At 69.2% G+C, this 17,374-nt stretch carries 12 protein-coding genes; 10 read left to right on the plus strand and 2 right to left on the minus strand.

Annotation, left to right across the window (positions count from 1 at the left end):
• Nucleotides 1-24: 24 nt before the first annotated feature.
• Nucleotides 25-6,039, plus strand: coding sequence for a hybrid sensor histidine kinase/response regulator (locus AC07OX_RS22460; RefSeq protein ID WP_495262351.1), 6,015 nt, complete (start codon nucleotides 25-27; stop codon nucleotides 6,037-6,039).
• Nucleotides 6,040-6,108: 69 nt separating this feature from the next.
• Here the strand turns inward: AC07OX_RS22460 and AC07OX_RS22465 are convergent, their stop codons facing one another.
• Complete coding sequence (locus AC07OX_RS22465; RefSeq protein ID WP_495262350.1) at nucleotides 6,109-7,611, minus strand: cryptochrome/photolyase family protein; 1,503 nt, start codon at nucleotides 7,609-7,611, stop codon at nucleotides 6,109-6,111.
• Between AC07OX_RS22465 and AC07OX_RS22470 the strand changes: the two genes are divergently transcribed.
• Genes AC07OX_RS22470 through AC07OX_RS22495 form a run of 6 tightly spaced genes read left to right on the plus strand, consistent with a single transcriptional unit; the run spans nucleotide 7,612 to nucleotide 12,201 of the window.
• The gene (locus AC07OX_RS22470) at nucleotides 7,612-8,211 is read left to right on the plus strand and encodes a YqgE/AlgH family protein (RefSeq protein ID WP_062479100.1); all 600 of its coding nucleotides are present in this window, start codon (nucleotides 7,612-7,614) and stop codon (nucleotides 8,209-8,211) included. It begins immediately after the preceding gene.
• Complete coding sequence (ruvX, locus tag AC07OX_RS22475; RefSeq protein WP_070062755.1) at nucleotides 8,208-8,660, plus strand: Holliday junction resolvase RuvX; 453 nt, start codon at nucleotides 8,208-8,210, stop codon at nucleotides 8,658-8,660. The genes AC07OX_RS22470 and ruvX overlap by 4 nt, the downstream gene beginning before the upstream one ends.
• The gene (gene pyrR, locus AC07OX_RS22480) at nucleotides 8,657-9,154 is read left to right on the plus strand and encodes a bifunctional pyr operon transcriptional regulator/uracil phosphoribosyltransferase PyrR (protein WP_095948043.1); all 498 of its coding nucleotides are present in this window, start codon (nucleotides 8,657-8,659) and stop codon (nucleotides 9,152-9,154) included. Before ruvX ends, pyrR begins: the two co-directional genes overlap by 4 nt.
• Nucleotides 9,154-10,116, plus strand: a complete 963-nt coding sequence (locus tag AC07OX_RS22485) for an aspartate carbamoyltransferase catalytic subunit (RefSeq protein WP_056577783.1) — start codon at nucleotides 9,154-9,156, stop codon at nucleotides 10,114-10,116. Before pyrR ends, AC07OX_RS22485 begins: the two co-directional genes overlap by 1 nt.
• A complete protein-coding gene (locus AC07OX_RS22490) occupies nucleotides 10,113-11,396 on the plus strand; it encodes a dihydroorotase (protein WP_495262349.1) in 1,284 nt (427 codons plus the stop codon). Before AC07OX_RS22485 ends, AC07OX_RS22490 begins: the two co-directional genes overlap by 4 nt.
• Nucleotides 11,397-11,454: 58 nt before the next feature.
• Nucleotides 11,455-12,201, plus strand: coding sequence for a lysophospholipid acyltransferase family protein (locus AC07OX_RS22495; protein WP_495262348.1), 747 nt, complete (start codon nucleotides 11,455-11,457; stop codon nucleotides 12,199-12,201).
• 304 nt (nucleotides 12,202-12,505) lie between these two features.
• Here the strand turns inward: AC07OX_RS22495 and AC07OX_RS22500 are convergent, their stop codons facing one another.
• A complete protein-coding gene (locus AC07OX_RS22500) occupies nucleotides 12,506-13,303 on the minus strand; it encodes an IclR family transcriptional regulator (RefSeq protein WP_070062752.1) in 798 nt (265 codons plus the stop codon).
• A 191-nt stretch (nucleotides 13,304-13,494) separates the two neighbouring features.
• Between AC07OX_RS22500 and AC07OX_RS22505 the strand changes: the two genes are divergently transcribed.
• The 3 genes from AC07OX_RS22505 to AC07OX_RS22515 are packed head-to-tail and all read left to right on the plus strand — an operon-like array spanning nucleotide 13,495 to nucleotide 17,320.
• Nucleotides 13,495-15,249 (plus strand): FAD-dependent oxidoreductase, encoded by a 1,755-nt coding sequence (locus AC07OX_RS22505; RefSeq protein WP_495262347.1) that lies wholly within the window; start codon nucleotides 13,495-13,497, stop codon nucleotides 15,247-15,249.
• A 34-nt stretch (nucleotides 15,250-15,283) separates the two neighbouring features.
• Nucleotides 15,284-16,060 carry an SDR family NAD(P)-dependent oxidoreductase gene (locus AC07OX_RS22510; protein ID WP_495262346.1) on the plus strand — a complete coding sequence of 259 codons (777 nt, stop codon included), beginning with the start codon at nucleotides 15,284-15,286 and terminating at the stop codon, nucleotides 16,058-16,060.
• 60 nt (nucleotides 16,061-16,120) lie between these two features.
• Nucleotides 16,121-17,320, plus strand: coding sequence for an ABC transporter substrate-binding protein (locus AC07OX_RS22515; RefSeq protein WP_062469728.1), 1,200 nt, complete (start codon nucleotides 16,121-16,123; stop codon nucleotides 17,318-17,320).
• Nucleotides 17,321-17,374 lie beyond the last annotated feature (54 nt).

The raw sequence follows: 17,374 nt of genomic DNA on the forward strand, positions 1-17,374 counted from the left end.
TAGATAAGAACGGCGAGCAACCACGTGTCGATTCAAACCCCTGCCACGGCCCCCCTCGCCGGCAACATGCCGGCCACCGAAGACCTCGGGCCGCTGGCCTGGGTGCTGGGAGAAATCCAGAAATCCCTCGACGGTGTCGGCAAGTCGCTGCGGCGTTTCGTGCGCGACGTGGGCAGTGCCACGGAGCCCGAGAGCGGTCCGCTGCAGATGGCCCGCCAGCAACTGCACCAGGCCGTCGGCGCGCTGCAGATGGTGGGCCACAGCTCGCCCGCGCTGGTGCTGGGCACCATCGAATTCGCGGTGCAGGGCTTCATCGCCGAACCGCAGCGCTGCACCGAGAGTGCCGTGCACAAGATCGAGCGTGCCGGCTTCGCCGTCACCGATTTCCTCAGCGCACTGCTGGCCGGCAAGGCCGTGTCGTCGGTGGCGCTGTTCCCGCAGTACCGCGACGTGCTGGAGCTGGGCGGCAATGAGCGCGTCCATCCGGCGGACCTGTGGAGCACCGCCTGGCGCTGGGTCGAGGTCAAGCCTGCCCTCACGCAAGCCGCGCTCGCTTATGACCCGGCCGTGCGTTCGCGGCTCGACCGCGAGGTGCTGCAACTGGTCAAGAGCGGCGACGCGCAGGCCGCGCGACGGCTGCATGCGCTGTGCCTGGGGCTCGGGCGCGGCGCGCTGCTGCCGCGCGTCGCGAGCTTCTGGACGCTGGCCGCGGGCTTCTTCGAAGCCCTCGCACTGGGCCTGATTCCCGCCGACACCTACGTCAAGCGCGCCGCCTCGCGCGTGCTGCTGCAGTACGCCACGCTGGCGCGCGGCGACAGCGTCGTGTCCGACCGCCTCGGCCAGGACCTGCTCTTCTTCTGCGCCCAGGCCGTGCCCGGCGCGCAGGACGACGCCGCCACGCTGCGCACCGTGCGCAGCGCCTGGGGCGTGACGCAAGAACCGCGCGTCGACTACACCGTGGTGCAGTTCGGCCGCTTCGACCCGCTGGTGCTCTCGCAGGCGCGCAAGCGCATCGAGACCGCCAAGGAAATGTGGTCGGCGCTCTCGGGCGGCGACATCACGCGCACGCGGCAGGTGGCCGACACCTTCGCGCAGCTCGGCGAATCGCTGCTGAAGCTGCACCCGCCGAGCCAGCCGATGGTGCAGGCGCTGACGCACGCCGTGGACGCCTCGGTGCGTTCCGGCCAGCCGCCCGACACCGAACTGGCGATGGAAGTCGCCACCTCGGTGCTGTACCTCGAAGCCGCGCTCGAAGACCTCGACCCCAGCGACCCGCAACTCACGGCCCGCACGCTGCAGCTGGCAGGCCGCATCGAGCGCGTGCGCGACGGCGGCCGTTCCGAGCCGCTCGAGCCGTGGATGGAGGACCTGTACCGCCGCGTCAGCGACCGCCAGACCATGGGCACCGTGGTCGACGAACTGCGCAGCCACCTGAGCGAACTCGAGAAGTCGCTCGACCAGTATTTCCGCCGCCCGGCCGAAAAACCGCTGCTGCGCACCGTGCCCACCCAGCTCATGCAGATGCGCGGCGTGTTCTCGGTGCTGGGGCTCGAGCAGGCCGCGCACACCGTGCAACGCATGCGCGACGATGTCGAGCAGATGCTGCAGGTCAACCGCTCGCCCGTCGAGGAAATGGCCACCTTCGACGCGCTTGGCAACAACCTGGGCGCGCTCGGTTTCCTCATCGACATGCTGGGCTACCAGCCCGCACTGGCCAAGCGCCTGTTCGTGTTCGATGCCGAGGCCGGCGAACTCAAGCCGCTGATGGGCCGCCAGGCCATCGATGCCGCGGCCCCGGCCGAAGGCGCTGCCGCACCGGCCGCCGAGCCCGTGCTCAGCATCGAGGAAGTCGACGCGCAGATCGCCTCCAAGCTCGCCGCGCTGGCCACGCCCAACCGCAAGACCAAACCGTCGCCGCTGGAGGAATTCAGCCGCAAGGCCGAGAGCTGGACCACCAAGATCACGGGCCCGTCCGCGCTGCCCGACACCGAGGTCACCGAGCTCGAAGAAGACGACCTGCAGAACATCTTCCTGGACGAAGCCCGTGAAGTGGTGGGCAACGGCCTGGCCGCCATCGCCGCGCTCGGCAACCGTCCCGGCGACACCGAAGAACTCACCATCCTGCGCCGTGCGTTCCACACGCTCAAGGGCAGCTCGCGCATGGTCGGCCTCACCGACTTCGGCGACGCCGCCTGGTCGCTCGAACAGGTGCTCAACACCTGGCTGGCCGATCAGCGCGATGCCACGTCCGAGCTGCTGTCGAGCACCGAACGCATGCTGCGCGATTTCAGCCAGTGGGTCGAAGCCATCGCCGCCGGCGATGCAGGCAGCTGGCATTCGGCACCGTTCAGCCGCGTGGCCAATGCGCTGCTGGCCGGCGAGCCCGTGCCCGCACCGGTGCGCGTGGCCGATGCCGAAGCGCTCGCGGTGGCCGCGCGCCACATCGCCGCCGAGCCGGCGCCGCTCGCACTGCCGGAGCTGCCTGAGCTCCCCGACCTGTCGCTGACGCCGCAAGATGTCGCAGCCCCTGACGCCACGTTGGACTTCTCCGATTGGCAGCAGGCGCAAGAAGCGCCACACGCACCGACCAAGCCTGTCACACCCGAGCCCGACGACGATTTCGCCTCCACCGACTTCCTCGACTTCGAAGGCAAGCAGAGCACCGCGCCCGCACCGCTCGACGTGCTGCCCAGCGGCGACGATTTCGATTTCCTCGCGCCCCCGAAGACGCACGCACCGCCCGAGCCTGTCGTGTCGCACGCCGAGCCCGAGCCCGCCCCGGAAATCGCAGCGACGGTGCCGACCGCGTCGGGCCTGCCCGATCTCGAATGGGCGCCGGAGCCGCTGCCGCTGGCTGCCGCAGAACTTGTCGCCGAGACGGTGGCACCTGTCGAGGTCATCGAAGCCGCCGAAGAACTGCCGGCGCTGGAAGTGCCGGTCGAAGCACTGCAGCCGGAGCCGGAACCTGTGTCGGCGGCCATCGAAGCCGCCCCCGTTGTCGTCGAGGAGCTGCCCGCAGCCGTCGTGGCCGAACCGGACCCCGTGTCGGAGCCTGAGCCCGTGCTGGCCGAGGCCATTCCTGAACCCGAGTCTTCCATCGCCCCGAGCGCCGAAGACCAGGTCAAGGTGATCGGCCCGCTGCGCATCGGCATCGCGCTGTACAACGTTTACCTCAACGAAGCCGACGAATGGTCCCGCCAGCTGGCGACCGATGTCGGCGAATGGGCGCTCGAAACCCACGAGCGCCTGCCCGACTCGACCATCGCGCTGGCGCATTCGCTGGCCGGCAGCTCGGCCACCGTCGGCTTCCACAGCCTCTCGGGCATGGCCCGCCTGCTCGAATCGGCGCTGCAGCACCTGCAGATGCAGGGCAGCGGCACGCGCGAACAGGGCGTCGTGCTGGTCGCCGCGGCCGATGAACTGCGTCGCCTGTTGCACCAGTTCGCCGTCGGCTTCCTGCGCGATCCGTCCGAAGCCACGCTGCAGGCGCTGCGCGAAATCGCCGCCGCACCGATGCCGCCGGAGATCGCCGCGGCCCGTTTCGAGACGCTGCTGCCCAAGCAGGTCGTCGCCAACGACGCCTTTGCCGACGTGGTACTGGACGACAACGAAGACGCCATCGACCTGGCCGACGCGGTGGACGTCGACCTGTTCCCGATCTTCGAGGAAGAGGCTGCCGAACTGATGCCCCAGCTGGGCGAGGCGCTGCGCCAGTGGTCGCACCACCCCGACGACGCCGCGCCGCGCGCCTCGGTGCTGCGCACGCTGCACACGCTCAAGGGCAGTGCCCGGCTGGCCGGCGCCATGCGCCTGGGCGAGCGCGCGCACCGCATGGAGTCCGAGATCGAACTGCTGGGCTCCCAGGGGGCCGAGCGGGCCGACATCGAGAAGCTGCTCACGCGCCTGGACACGCTGCAACACACCTTCGACGCCCTGCGCGCGGCCGACGACGCCGCCCAGGTCGAAGTGGCCCAGCTGATCGCCACCGCCAGCCCGACCGCACCCGCCATCCAGCGCGTGCAGGCGGCGCCCGAGGTGCGCGAGTCGGCGAACGACGACCAGGCCGAAGCGGCTTCCGCCGGATCCGCCGTTGACGCTCCGTCGTCCCTGCTGCCGCGCCCCGCGCCGGCCCTGCTCGCGCCGCTGCGCGCGGCCTCGGGCCAGGCGGTGCGCATCCGCACCCAGCTGCTCGACCGCCTGGTCGCGCAGACCGGCGAGGTCATCATCACGCGCTCGCGCCTGGAAGCCGAACTCGGCCAGCTGCGCGGTTCGCTGGCCGACCTCACGGGCAACCTCGACCGCCTGCGCCAGCAGCTGCGCGACATCGAGGTGCAGGCCGAAAGCCAGATGCAGTCGCGCCTGGCACAGGCCAAGGATTCGCAGCAGAGCTTCGACCCGCTCGAGTTCGACCGCTTCACCCGCGTGCAGGAACTCACGCGCATGATGGCCGAGTCGGTGAACGACGTGGCCACCGTGCAGCGCACGCTGCAAAAGACCGTGCAGGCCACGGAAGACGACCTGAGCGTGCAAGCACGCCAGACGCGCGAACTGCAGCGCGGCCTGCTGCGCACGCGCATGGTGGAGTTCGAAGGCATCTCCGACCGCCTGTACCGCGTGGTGCGCCAGGCCTCGAAGGACACCGGCAAGCAGGTGCGCCTGGACATCGTCGGCGGCTCCATCGAAATGGACCGCGGCGTGCTCGACCGCATGACGCCCGCCTTCGAACACCTGCTGCGCAACTGCGTGGCGCATGGCATCGAGGATGTGGCGGCGCGCGAGAAGGCCGGCAAGGACGCCAGCGGCCTCATCGTCATCGACCTGCACCACGAAGGCAACGACGTGTCGGTGAGCTTCCGCGACGACGGCGCCGGCCTCGACCAGAAGCGCATCGCCGAACGCGCCCGCGCCCTCGGCCTGCTCGGGCCCGACCAGGAGCTGTCGCCTGAAGAAGCCACCGAGCTGATCTTCAAGCCCGGCTTCTCCACCGCCGGACAGGTGTCCGAACTGGCCGGCCGCGGCATCGGCATGGACGTGGTGCGCGCGCAGATCGCCGCGCTCGGCGGCCGCATCGAAACGCACAGCACGCCGGGCCAGGGCACGACCTTCAAGCTGGTGCTGCCGCTGACCACCGCCGTGACGCACGTGGTGATGCTGCGTGCGGGCGAGGTGTCGATCGGCGTGCCATCGAACCTCGTGGAACTCGTGCAGCGCGTGAGCGGTGCCGACCTCGAGGCCGCCTACCTGAACCACAGCTTCGCCTTCGGCAGCGAGCAGGTGCCGTTCTACTGGGCCGGCGCGCTGCTGCAGCACTCCATCCGCAGCGAGCACGCCGCCACCAAGAACAACACGCTGGTGATCGTGCGAAGCGCGGCGCAGCGCGTGGCCCTGCACGTGGACGAAGTGCTGGGCAACCAGGAAGTCGTGGTGAAGAACCTCGGCCCGCAGCTCGCGCGGCTGCCCGGCCTGGCCGGCATCTCGGTGCTGGCTTCGGGCGCGGTGGCGCTCATCTACAACCCGGTGGCGCTGGCCGCGGTGCACGGCGACCAGGCGCGTGCGCGCCAGACCGCCGCGCTGGCCGCGCCGACGCATGCCGCTTCGGTGGACACCGGCGCGCCGCAGACGCCGGCCGCCTTTGCCCCGGTGGTGCCGCAGATCCCGCTCGTGCTGGTGGTGGACGACTCCATCACCGTGCGCCGCGTCACGCAGCGCCTGCTGCAGCGCGAAGGCTATCGCGTGTCGCTTGCGGCCGACGGCCTGCAGGCGCTGGAGCGGCTGCAGCAGGAGCGCCCGGCCGTGGTGCTGTCGGACATCGAAATGCCGCGCATGGACGGCTTCGACCTGGCCCGCAACATCCGCGCCGACGTGGCCCTGGCCGAGCTGCCGATCATCATGATCACCTCGCGCATCGCCGAGAAGCACCGTGAATACGCCCGCGACCTGGGCGTGAACCACTACCTGGGCAAGCCGTACTCGGAAGAGGAACTGCTGCGCCTGGTGCGTGCGTACACGAGCGAGCCGGCCGCGTTGGCGGTGGCCTGATCGGCTTCGGCAGCGCCGGCAATCGGCGCGCAAAGGAAAAAGGGCCCTTCGGGGCCCTTTTTTCTTGGGTTACGGCTTTTGCAGGGCCTTGGCGCGCGCCGCCGCATAGCGCTGCATCGTCTTCTCCCGCGCCTCGGCATGGTCCACCACCGGCTTCGGGTAGTTCTCGCCCAGCCTGACGCCTGCCGCCTCCAGCTCGACCGGCGAGGCCAGCCACGGCGCATGGATCGCCACGTTCGACAGGCCCGCCAGCTGCGGCAGGTAGCGGCGGATGAACTTGCCCTCGGGGTCGAAGCGTTCGCTCTGCGTCACCGGGTTGAAGATGCGGAAGTAGGGCTGGGCGTCGCAGCCGGTCGAGCTGGCCCATTGCCAGCCGCCGTTGTTCGAGGCCAGCTCGAAGTCGTTCAGGTGCAGCGCAAAGTAACGCTCGCCGCGCCGCCAGTCCAGCCCCAGGTCCTTGCACAGGAAGCTCGCCACCACCATGCGCAGCCGGTTGTGCATGTAGCCGCTCTGGCGGATCTGCAGCATCGCCGCATCGACCAGCGGGTAGCCGGTGCGGCCTTCGCACCAGGCGTCGAACAGCTGGTCGGCGTGCTTGCCGTGGTGCCATTGGATCTTGTCGTACTCGGGGCGGAAGCTCTTCGATTCGCCATTGGCGTGCACATGCGGAAAGTGCGCCAGGATCTGGAAGTAGAAGTCGCGCCAGACCAGCTCGCTGAGCCAGGTCGCGGCCCCGGTGTTGCCCTGCAGCGCCAGCTGGTGCGCCACGCTGGCCAGCTGGCGGATCGACACTGTGCCGAAGCGCAGGTGCACGCCCATGTAGCTGGGCCCGCGCACGGCCGGGAAGTTGCGCGCCTCGTCGTAGCGGTCGATGCGCTCGAAGAAATCTTCGAACAGCGCGCCGGCGCCGCGCGTGCCGGTGGGGATCTCCAGCGTCTGGAGGTTGGTGCTCTCGAAGCCGATCTCGCCCAGCGTGGGCACCGGCCCGTCCAGGGCCGGGGGTGGCGGGGCGAGCGCGTCGGCGTGGCTGCGCACGGGATACGGCTTCAGGAAGAACGAATCCACCTTCGCCAGCCAGGCCCGCTTGTACGGCGTGAACACCGTGTAGGGCAGGCCGGCCTTGGTCATGACCTCGTCGCGGTCGAAGACCGTGCTGTCCTTGAAGGTGTGGAAGCTGATGCCCGTGTTGGCCAGCGCGCCGAGCACGCGGGCGTCGCGCGCCAGGGCGTCGGGTTCGTCGTCACGGTTGGCGAACACCGCCTGCACGTCGAGCGTGTGGGCCAGCGCCGGGATCTCCTCGGCGGCCACCGCGTGCCGCACGATGAGCCCGCTGCCCAGGCCGCGCAGCTCGGCTTCGAGCTCCACCAGCGATTCGCGGATGAATTCGACCCGCCGGTCCGCCCGGGGCAGGGCGTCCAGGATCGCCCGGTCGAACACGAAAACGCAGACCACCTGCCGGCAGGCCCGCAGCGCCCGGTACAGCGCTGCGTTGTCGTCCACCCGCAGGTCCCGGCGAAACCACATGAGCCCTTTGGGATAGGTCTTGTCGACGGCCAGTAAAATCGGGGGCATATGGCTGCCGATTCTGCCCCGATGAACCTGACGCATCACTTTCTGATCGCGATGCCGGGGATGGAAGACAAAACTTTCAACCGCAGCGTCGTTTACCTCTGCGAACACAGCGAGCGCGGTGCGCTCGGGCTGGTGATCAACAAACCCAGCGACATCAACCTTAAGGTGCTGTTCGAGAAGATCGAACTCCACCTGGCCCGCCCCGAGCTGGGCGAAGCCCCCGTTTTCCAGGGTGGCCCGGTGCAGACCGAGCGCGGCTTCGTGCTGCACGAGCCGGTGTTCACCCAGGCCGAGAAGCCCGAGGAATCGGTCTACGCCTCGACCATGACCATCCCCGGCGGGCTCGAAATGACCACCTCCAAGGACGTGCTGGAGGCCCTGGCCACCGGCGCCGGCCCGCGCAAGGTGCTGGTCTCGCTGGGCTATTCGGCCTGGGGCGAGGGCCAGCTGGAGTCCGAACTGGCCGAGAACAGCTGGCTCACCGTGCTGGCCGACCCGGCGGTGATCTTCGATACGCCGGTGGAAAAGCGCTACGACAAGGCGTTGATGCTGCTCGGTCTCGAGGCCTGGACCTTGTCTCCCGACGCGGGCCACGCATGAGCGACGTCATGTCCGACGCGCCTGCATCCGCTCCTGTTCCAGTCCCCGCCGCCGTTCCCGCGCATTTCCAGAGCTTCCTGGCCTTCGACTTCGGCGCCAAGCGCACCGGCGTGGCCAGCGGCAACCGGCTGCTGCGCACGGCGACCCCGCAGGCCACCATCAAGGCCGAGGGCGCCGACGCCCGCTTTGCGCAGGTCGAGGCGCGCATCAAGGAATGGCAGCCCGACGCGCTGGTGGTCGGCGTGCCCTACCACCCCGACGGCGCCCCGCACGAGAACACCCGCCGCGCCCAGAAGTTCGCGCGCCAGCTGCGCGGCCGTTTCAATCTCCAGGTGTTCGAGGTGGACGAGCGCTACAGCACCACCGAGGCCTTGTCGTCCGGCGCCCGCGACGCCGACGCCGCCTCCGCCTGCATCATCCTGGAACAGTTTTTGAGGAGTCTCCCGTGAGTTCAATCCCCGATGCCGAAGCGCTCTACACGACGCTGCTGTCCGGCGTGAAGGCGCTGATGCGCCCCGAGACGAAACTGGTGGGCATCACCTCCGGCGGCGCCTGGCTGGTCGAGCGCCTGCAAAAAGACCTGGGCCTGGCCGGCGCCCCCGGCATCATCTCGTCGGCCATGCACCGCGACGACTTCGCGCGCCGCGGCCTCTCGGCCAGCGCGCAGACCGCGCTGCCCTTCGACGTGAACGGTGCCGACGTGCTGCTGCTCGACGACGTGCTCTACACGGGCCGCACCATCCGCGCCGTGCTCAACGAACTGTTCGACTTCGGCCGCCCCGCCTGCGTGCGGCTCGCCGTGCTGGTCGACCGTGGTGGTCGCGAACTGCCCGTGGCCGCCGACTTCGCGGCTACGACGCTCAAGCTGCCCGACACCCAACTGCTCGCTCTCGCACGCGCCGACGACGGCGCCTTCAGCCTCAAGGTGGAGGACAACAAGTAATGCTCTACAAGCGAAACCCGCAGCTCAACAAGAACGGCGAGCTGATCCACCTGCTGTCGATCGAGGGCCTGCCCAAGGACATCGTCACGCACATCCTCGACACCGCCGCCAACTTCACCAGCGTCAGCGACCGCGAGGTGAAGAAGGTGCCGCTCCTGCGCGGCAAGAGCGTGTTCAACCTGTTCTTCGAGAACAGCACGCGCACGCGCACCACCTTCGAGATCGCGGCCAAGCGCCTGTCGGCCGACGTCATCAACCTGGACATCGCGCGCTCCTCGGCCACCAAGGGCGAATCGCTGCTGGACACCATCGCCAACCTGAGCGCCATGGCCGCCGACCTGTTCGTGGTGCGCCACAGCGAGTCGGGCGCGCCCTACCTGATCGCGCAGCACGTCGCGCCGCACGTGCACGTGGTGAACGCCGGCGACGGCCGCCACGCGCACCCGACGCAGGGGCTGCTCGACATGTACACGATCCGCCACTACAAGAAAGACTTCTCGAACCTCACGGTCGCGATCGTCGGCGACGTGCTGCACTCGCGCGTGGCGCGCTCCGACATCCATGCGCTCACCACGCTGGGCTGCGCCGAAGTGCGCGTGGTCGGCCCGAAGACGCTGGTGCCCGCCGACATGGCCGGCATGGGCGTGCGCGTGTGCCACACGCTCGAAGAGGGCATCAAGGACTGCGACGTCGTCATCATGCTGCGCCTGCAGAACGAGCGCATGAGCGGCGCGCTGCTGCCCTCGTCGCAGGAGTTCTTCAAGACCTTCGGCCTCACGCAGGAAAAACTGCAGCTGGCCAAGCCCGACGCCATCGTGATGCACCCGGGCCCGATCAACCGCGGCGTGGAGATCGACTCCGCCGTGGTCGACGGCAAGCAGAGCGTGATCCTTCCGCAGGTCACTTTCGGCATCGCGGTCCGCATGGCCGTGATGAGCATCGTGGCAGGTAACGAAGCATGAACATCCTCATCACCAACGGCCGCGTGGTCGACCCCGCCTCGGGCACCGACAAGCCCACCGACATCGCCATCGCCGACGGCAAGATCGCCGGCATCGGGCGCGCACCGGCGGGCTTCAAGCCCGAGCGCACCCTCGACGCCACGGGCTGCATCGTCACACCGGGCCTCGTCGACCTCGCCGCGCGCCTGCGCGAGCCGGGCTACGAGCACGAAGGCATGCTCGAAAGCGAAATGGCCGCGGCCATCGCGGGCGGCGTGACCAGCCTCGTGTGCCCGCCCGATACCGACCCCGTGCTCGACGAGCCCGGCCTGGTCGAGATGCTCAAGTTCCGCGCCGAAAAGCTGCAGTGCGCGCGCCTGTTCCCGCTCGGCGCGCTCACGCGCAACCTCGCCGGCGGCGTGCTCACCGAGATGGCCGAGCTCACCGAGGCCGGCTGCATCGGCTTCGGCCAGGCCGACGTGCCGCTGGCCGACACCCAGGTGCTGCAGCGCGCGCTGTCGTACGCCAGCACCTTCGGCTACACCGTGTGGCTGCGCCCGCAGGACCGCGACCTCGGCAAGGGCGTGGCCGCCAGCGGCGCGCTCGCCACGCGCCTGGGCCTGGGCGGCGTGCCGGTGGCGGCCGAGACGATCGCCATCTTCACCATCATCGAGCTCATGAAGAGCACCGGCGCGCGCGTGCACCTGTGCCGCATCTCCAGCGCCCGCGGCGTGGCGCTGGTGCGCGAGGCCAAGGCGCAGGGCCTGCCGATCACCTGCGACGTCAGCATCAACTCGCTGCACCTGGCCGACACCGACATCGGCTTCTTCGATAGCCGCGCGCGCCTGAACCCGCCGCTGCGCCAGCAGGGCGACCGCGACGCGCTCTCGGCCGCGCTGGCCGACGGCACCATCGACGCGCTGGTGTCCGACCACACGCCGGTCGAGGCCGACGCCAAGACCCTGCCGTTTGCCGAAGCCGAGCCCGGCGCCACCGGCCTCGAACTGCTGCTGCCGCTCGCGCTGCAGTGGGGCGAGCGCAGCGGCGCGGGCCTGTCGCGCGCCATCGAGGTGGTCACCTCGGCGCCGGCGCGCCTGCTGAACGCGGCCGACGCGGCCAGCGGCATCGGCCGCATCGCCGAGGGCGGCGTGGCCGACCTGTGCATCGCCGATCCGTCGCTCGAATGGCAGGTGGTGCCCGAGGCGCTGCGCAGCCAGGGCAAGCACACGCCGTTCTCCAGCTACCCGATGCAGGGGCGCGCGCGCCACACGCTGGTGGCCGGCCGCGTCGTGCACGGCTGAGCGACAGCCGCCCGCCACACGGCACGCCGTCAAAAAGAAGAAGAGGGCCCGCGTCCAGATGCTGCACTCGTTGAAGGCCGGCTGGCGCCTGCTGCATGCGGCCTCGCATGCGCTGTCGGGCTGGTGGACGATCCGCTTCACCTTCCCCCGCCTGCCGCAGGACGAGCGCAACGCGCGCGTGCAGGCCTGGTCGGCGCGCATGCTGCAGATCATGGGCGTCACGCTGCGCGTGCAGGGCGAGCCGCCCGCGCACGGGCCGGCGCTGCTCATCTGCAACCACCTCTCATGGCTCGACATCACCGCCATCCATGCGGCGCGCCATGTGCGCTTCGTGTCGAAGTCGGACGTCAAGCAGTGGCCGGTGATCGGCACGCTCTCCACCGGCTCGGGCACGCTCTACATCGAGCGCGAACGCCGGCGCGACGCCATGCGCGTGGTGCACCACATGACCGAGGCGCTGCGCGGCGGCGACCTGATCGGCGTGTTCCCCGAAGGCACCACGAGCGACGGGCGCGGGCTGCTGCCGTTCCACGCCAACCTGCTGCAGGCCGCGATTTCCTCGGGCGCGCCGGTGATCCCGGCCGCGCTGCGCTTTGCCGATGCCGCCACCGGCGAGACCAGCCAGGCGCCGCGCTACATCGACGACGACAACCTGCTGGCCTCGGTGTGGAACACGCTGCGCGCGCCGCCGCTTTTGGCCATCGTGCGCTTCGGCGAGCTGCAGCCTTCGTACAGCCGCGAACGCCGCAGCTGGGCGCATTCGCTGCATGAAGACGTGCAGCAGCTGCGCCGCGATACCCACTGAGCGGCACTGACCGGATCGATCCGCAAAAAAAGCGCCCCGGGAGGGGCGCTGTAACGACGCAAGAAGCGCCGTGAGGAGGAAGCGGGATCGTTCGTCGTGGCTCGTGGCCGGTCAGAGAATGCCGAACACCTTCAGCCCGATGATCACGATCAGCGGGACGCCGCAGAGCCAAAGGATGATGCTTTTCATGACCGGTCTCCGTGAGGTAGGTAGGCCTCTACGGTGGCCGCGTCTGCGGCCCGCGCGTGCGGGATAAGGCAAACCAAGCGCGTGAGCGCCTGCCTACACGGCACGGGCCGGCGGTTCAGCCCGCTTCGTCGGTGGGCACGAAGCCCAGGCGGCGCGAGATTTCGAGTGCGCAGGCCTTCAGCGGCACGGCCACGCGGCCGTTCCAGTCGCTGTCGAAGGTGGCCTCGGGGCCCATGGCCGTGATGCCCAGCACCAGGTTGTTGGTCGAGTCGAACACCGGCGCGCAGAAGGCGTCGATGCCCGGAATCGGCTGGCCCAGCGTGCGCGAGATGCCGTGCAGCCGCGTCTCGACCAGGAGCGCCTCGATCTGCGACTTCGACAGCTCTTCGCTGGCGCCGCGCCCGTCGGCCGGGCGCGTGCGCGCCAGGTCCTCGAGCATCATCTTTTCCACCACCTTCGGCGGCAGGTAGGCCGCGAACAGCCGGCCCGTGGCCGTGTAGGCCAGCGACATCACGGTGCCGGTGCGCAGGTTCACGTGCAGCGGGTGGATCGGTTCTTCCAGCCGCACCACGGTCGGCCCGAAGTTGCCCCAGACCGCGACCGCGATGCTCTGTTCGGTCTCCGACGCGAGCGCTTCGATGAGGGGCGAGGCTTCCTTGATCGGGTCGAGCCGCTGCAGCTTGGCCAGGCCCAGCTGCAGGGCCAGCGGGCCCAGCTCGTAGCGGCCGGTGCCGTCCTGCACCACGAAACCGACCTTCAGAAAACTCACCAGGTAGGGGTGCGCCTTGCCGACCGGCACGCCCGCGGCCTTACCGAGATCGCGCAGCGCCATGGGCGCCACGTGCCGGCCGAGCGCGACCAGCAATTGCGTTCCGATTTCGACGGATTGAATGCCACGTCTTGGCTTTTCCATGGGGCGCCCGGCGTGGGGGTTGAGAGTGGGAGCGAGTATAGCCATCAGGGTTTCTACTGATATTGTCGTGTTCAATCGACGATGACTGATCATCTGATAGTAACTAAACGACTTGACCATATCAACATCGCTGCCTACACTCCGCCGCAACTTAAGTCGTACACACAACACGAGAGCGAACAGAGGCAGAGATGGAACAGAACACGTGGGAATGCGATGTCCTCGTCGTCGGCAGCGGCGCGTCGGGCATGGCCACCGCCGTCACGGCGGCGTCGCAGGGTTTGAAGGTGCTGGTGGTCGAGAAAGAGCCGCGCTTCGGCGGCACCACCGCGCGCTCGGGCGGCTGGCTGTGGATTCCGGGCACGCGCCTGGCCACGGAGCAGGGCATCCATGAGCCGCCCGGCGCGGCGCTCGACTACATGAAGCACGAGACCACGACGCACTTCGACGCGGCGCGCGTGGGTGCCTTCCTCGACATGGGCCCCAAGGCCATCGACTTCTTCACGCGCAACACCTGCGTGCAGTTCGACATGCCGGCCGTCTTCCCCGACTACCACGCCGAAGCGCCCGGCGGCCAGCCCGGCGGGCGCTCGATGGTCACGCGCCCGTTCGACGGCCGCGAGCTCGGTGCGCGCATCAAGCACCTGGCGCCGCCGCTGCCCGAACTCACGGTGTTCGGGATGATGTTGGGCTCGGGCCCCGAGATCAAACACTTCATGCGGGCCTTCAAGTCGCCGACCTCGTTCTGGTACGTGACCAAGCGCCTGACCCGCCACTTCCTGGACGTGGTGCGCCACGGCCGCGGCATGACGCTGACCAACGGCAACGCGCTGGCCGGCCGCCTGGCCAAGGCCGCGATGGACCTGGACATTCCCGTGTGGCTCTCGTCGCCCGTGAAGAAGCTCGTGGTCGAGTACGACGGCGTCTCGGGCGCCGTGGTGCAGCACGAAGGCAAGACGGTGCGCATCACCGCCAGGCGCGGCGTGGTGCTGGCCTGCGGCGGCTTCCCCTACGACGTGGAGCGCCGCAAGCAGCTGTTCCCGCACGCACCGACCGGCAAGGAGCACTACTCGCCGTCGCCTTCGACGAACACCGGCGACGGCCTGCGCCTGGCCGAAGCCGTGGGCGGCCGCGTCGACGGCACCATCCCGCACGCCGCGGCCTGGGTGCCGGCCTCGGTCACCACGCGCCCCGACGGCAGCAAGGGCGTCATGCCGCACTTCATCGATCGCGCCAAGCCCGGCGTGATCGCGGTCACGCCCAAGGGCAAGCGCTTCGCCAACGAAGGCAACTCGTACCACGACTTCGTGCAGGCGATGGTCAAGGCCTGCGAGGGCGAGCCCGAGGTCACGGCCTGGCTGCTGTGCGACCACAAGGCGCTGCGCGACTACGGCCTGGGCTGCGTCGCGCCCGCGCCGCTGCCCATCGGCCGCCACCTGAAGACCGGCTACCTCAAGCGCGGCGCGAGCATCGGCGAACTGGCCAAGGAAATCGGCATCGCCCCCGCCGCACTCGAAGCCACCGTGCAAACGTTCAACGAAGGCGCGCGCACCGGCGACGACCCCGCCTTCGGCAAGGGCAGCAAGGCCTACAACCGCTACCAGGGCGACGCCAACGTCACGCCGAACCCCTGCGTCGCGCCGCTGGACAACGGCCCGTACTACGCGATCAAGCTGGTCATCGGCGACATCGGCACCTTCGCCGGCCTCGTCACCGACGAGAAGACCCGCGTGCTCGACGCCGACCGCCAGCCGATCAAGGGCCTGTACGCCGTCGGCAACGACGCGGCCAGCGTGATGGGCGGCAACTACCCCGGCGCGGGCATCACGCTCGGCCCGGCGCTCACCTTCGGCTATGTCGCGGGCCTGCAGGTCGCGCAGGCCGAAGTGGCCGTGCCCCTGCACGTCGAGCAGCGCGAAGCCGTGGCCGTGCCGCGCGGCGCCTGACCCCCGTTCCGATAGTCAACCCAAGGAGCCGACCATGCCCTTTCCTCCTCACGTCGCACCGCGCCTGCTCGAAGGCCGTCTCGCGCTGATCACCGGCGCCGGCCAGGGCAACGGCCGCGCGCTCGCGCTCGGCCTGGCCCAGGCGGGCGCGCGCGTCGTCGTCACCGACATGAACGAAGCCACCGTGGCCGAGACCGCGCAGCTGGTGCGCAACGAAGGCGGCGAGGCCTGGTCGTTCGTGCTCGACGTCACCGTGCCCGAGGCCTGCCAGGCGCTGGCCGCGCGCGTGGCGCAAGAGGTCGGCCATGTCGACCTGCTGGTGAACAACGCCGGCATCATCATCCGCGAGACCACCAGCAGCCCGAACGCCGCGGCCAACTGGAAGAAGACCATCGACGTGAACGTGCACGGCACCTTCAACACCACGCTGGCCTTCATCCCCGTGCTCAAGCAGACGAAGGGCTCGATCATCAACATCGCCTCCATCGCCGCCTACGCGGGGCAGGCCGCGAGCCTAGGCTACTCGCCCTCGAAGGGCGCCATCAAGATGCTCACGCAGTCGCTGGCGCAAGAGCTCGCGCCGGCCGGCGTGCGCGTGAACGCACTGGCACCCGGCGTGATCGAGACGCCCATGACCGCCGCCACGCGCGAGAACCCGCAGCGCCTCGAGTCGTTCATGACGCGCATCCCGCTGGGCCGCGTCGGCCAGACCGAAGACCTGGTGGGCCCGGTGATCTTCCTGGCGAGCGACATGTCGCGCTACGTCACCGGCATCACGCTGCCGGTGGACGGCGGCTTCCTCGCCGTCTGAGCCACGCCGCTTCCTTTTCGATTTCCCGTTCCCCGTCCGTCAACCCTTAGGAGACAAAGAATGAAAACGATCCGTCTGTACAAGACCCTGCTCGCGACCGCCGCCTTCGCTGCGTTCAGTGCCGGTGCTTACGCGCAAGACATCAAGCTCGGCTACAACGGCGACCTCTCGGCGTCGCCTTCGGCGCAGAGCGGCCAGGCCGCGGTGCTGGGCATGGAAGCGGCCATCGCCGACCTGAACGCCGCCGGCGGCGCGCTCGGACGGAAGTTCACGCTGGTCACGCGCGACGACGTCTCGGCACCGCCGAAGTCGATCCAGAACATGAGCGACCTGGTCGACAACGAGAAGGTCGTCGCCGTGTTCGGCCCCACCAACTCGGGCAACGCCATGGCCTGGAAGCACATCGCCAACCAGAAGAAGATTCCGGTGCTGGGCAACGTGGGCTCGGGCACCGACATCACCAAGCCGATGAGCGCCGGCGCCGACAACTACATGTTCCGCGTCTCGATGGTCGACCGCGAGCAGGTCGCCGCGCTCATGGCCTACGTGAAGCGCAACACGGCCGGCTCCAAGGTCGTGGGCCTCATGGCCGAGACCACCGGCTACGGCCAGGGCGGCCTGAAGGACATGGAAGAAATCGCCAAGCTGCAGGACATCAAGATCGCGGCCACCGAGCGCTTCGGCGTCGGCGATACCGACATGACCTCGCAGCTGAGCAAGATGAAGGCCGCCAACGTCGACACCGTGGTGGTGTGGGCGCAGGGCACGCCCATCGCGCAGCTGGTGCGCAGCATGGAGAAGATCAACTACTTCCCGCTGACGCTCACCTCGTGGGCGGCCGACAACATCACCTTCTACGACGCGGCCGGCAAGGCGTTGGCCGAGAAGCCGATCTTCATGCGCACCGTGAGCGAAACGCGCACGCCCGTGCAGCAGAAGCTGTTCGACCGCATCGGCAGCAAGCTGAAGGCACCGGGCTCGTTCTCGTTCGCGCTGCACGGCTACGACTCGGTGCTGCTGCTGGCCCAGGCCATGAAGCAGGCCAACAGCACCGACGGCGCCGCCGTGCGCGCCGCGCTCGAAGACCTGAAGACGCCGGTGCAGGGCGTGCTCAAGACCTACGAGAAGCCCTTCAGCAAGACCAACCACGAAGCCCTGACGGCCAAGGACCTGGTCTGGATCCGCTGGAAGGACGGCAAGCTGCTGCCCTACAGCGACGCGCTGATCGGTGCGCTCAAGCCGGCCGACTTCAAGCAATAAACGTCTGAGACACAAAGGAACGGGGCGCGGCCCCGTTCCGCAACGGAGATACAC

Source organism: Variovorax sp. GW821-FHT09D07, assembly GCF_059416345.1.

What these genes read in the sequence shown, in the direction of transcription:
- AC07OX_RS22470 (WP_062479100.1), top strand. Translation starts at nt 7,612, where the DNA reads ATGGCTGCCGATTCTGCCCCGATGAACCTGACGCATCACTTTCTGATC.
- AC07OX_RS22500 (WP_070062752.1), bottom strand. Translation starts at nt 13,303, where the DNA reads ATGGAAAAGCCAAGACGTGGCATTCAATCCGTCGAAATCGGAACGCAA.
- AC07OX_RS22490 (WP_495262349.1), top strand. Translation starts at nt 10,113, where the DNA reads ATGAACATCCTCATCACCAACGGCCGCGTGGTCGACCCCGCCTCGGGC.
- AC07OX_RS22495 (WP_495262348.1), top strand. Translation starts at nt 11,455, where the DNA reads ATGCTGCACTCGTTGAAGGCCGGCTGGCGCCTGCTGCATGCGGCCTCG.
- AC07OX_RS22465 (WP_495262350.1), bottom strand. Translation starts at nt 7,611, where the DNA reads ATGCCCCCGATTTTACTGGCCGTCGACAAGACCTATCCCAAAGGGCTC.
- AC07OX_RS22515 (WP_062469728.1), top strand. Translation starts at nt 16,121, where the DNA reads ATGAAAACGATCCGTCTGTACAAGACCCTGCTCGCGACCGCCGCCTTC.
- ruvX (WP_070062755.1), top strand. Translation starts at nt 8,208, where the DNA reads ATGAGCGACGTCATGTCCGACGCGCCTGCATCCGCTCCTGTTCCAGTC.
- AC07OX_RS22510 (WP_495262346.1), top strand. Translation starts at nt 15,284, where the DNA reads ATGCCCTTTCCTCCTCACGTCGCACCGCGCCTGCTCGAAGGCCGTCTC.
- AC07OX_RS22485 (WP_056577783.1), top strand. Translation starts at nt 9,154, where the DNA reads ATGCTCTACAAGCGAAACCCGCAGCTCAACAAGAACGGCGAGCTGATC.
- AC07OX_RS22505 (WP_495262347.1), top strand. Translation starts at nt 13,495, where the DNA reads ATGGAACAGAACACGTGGGAATGCGATGTCCTCGTCGTCGGCAGCGGC.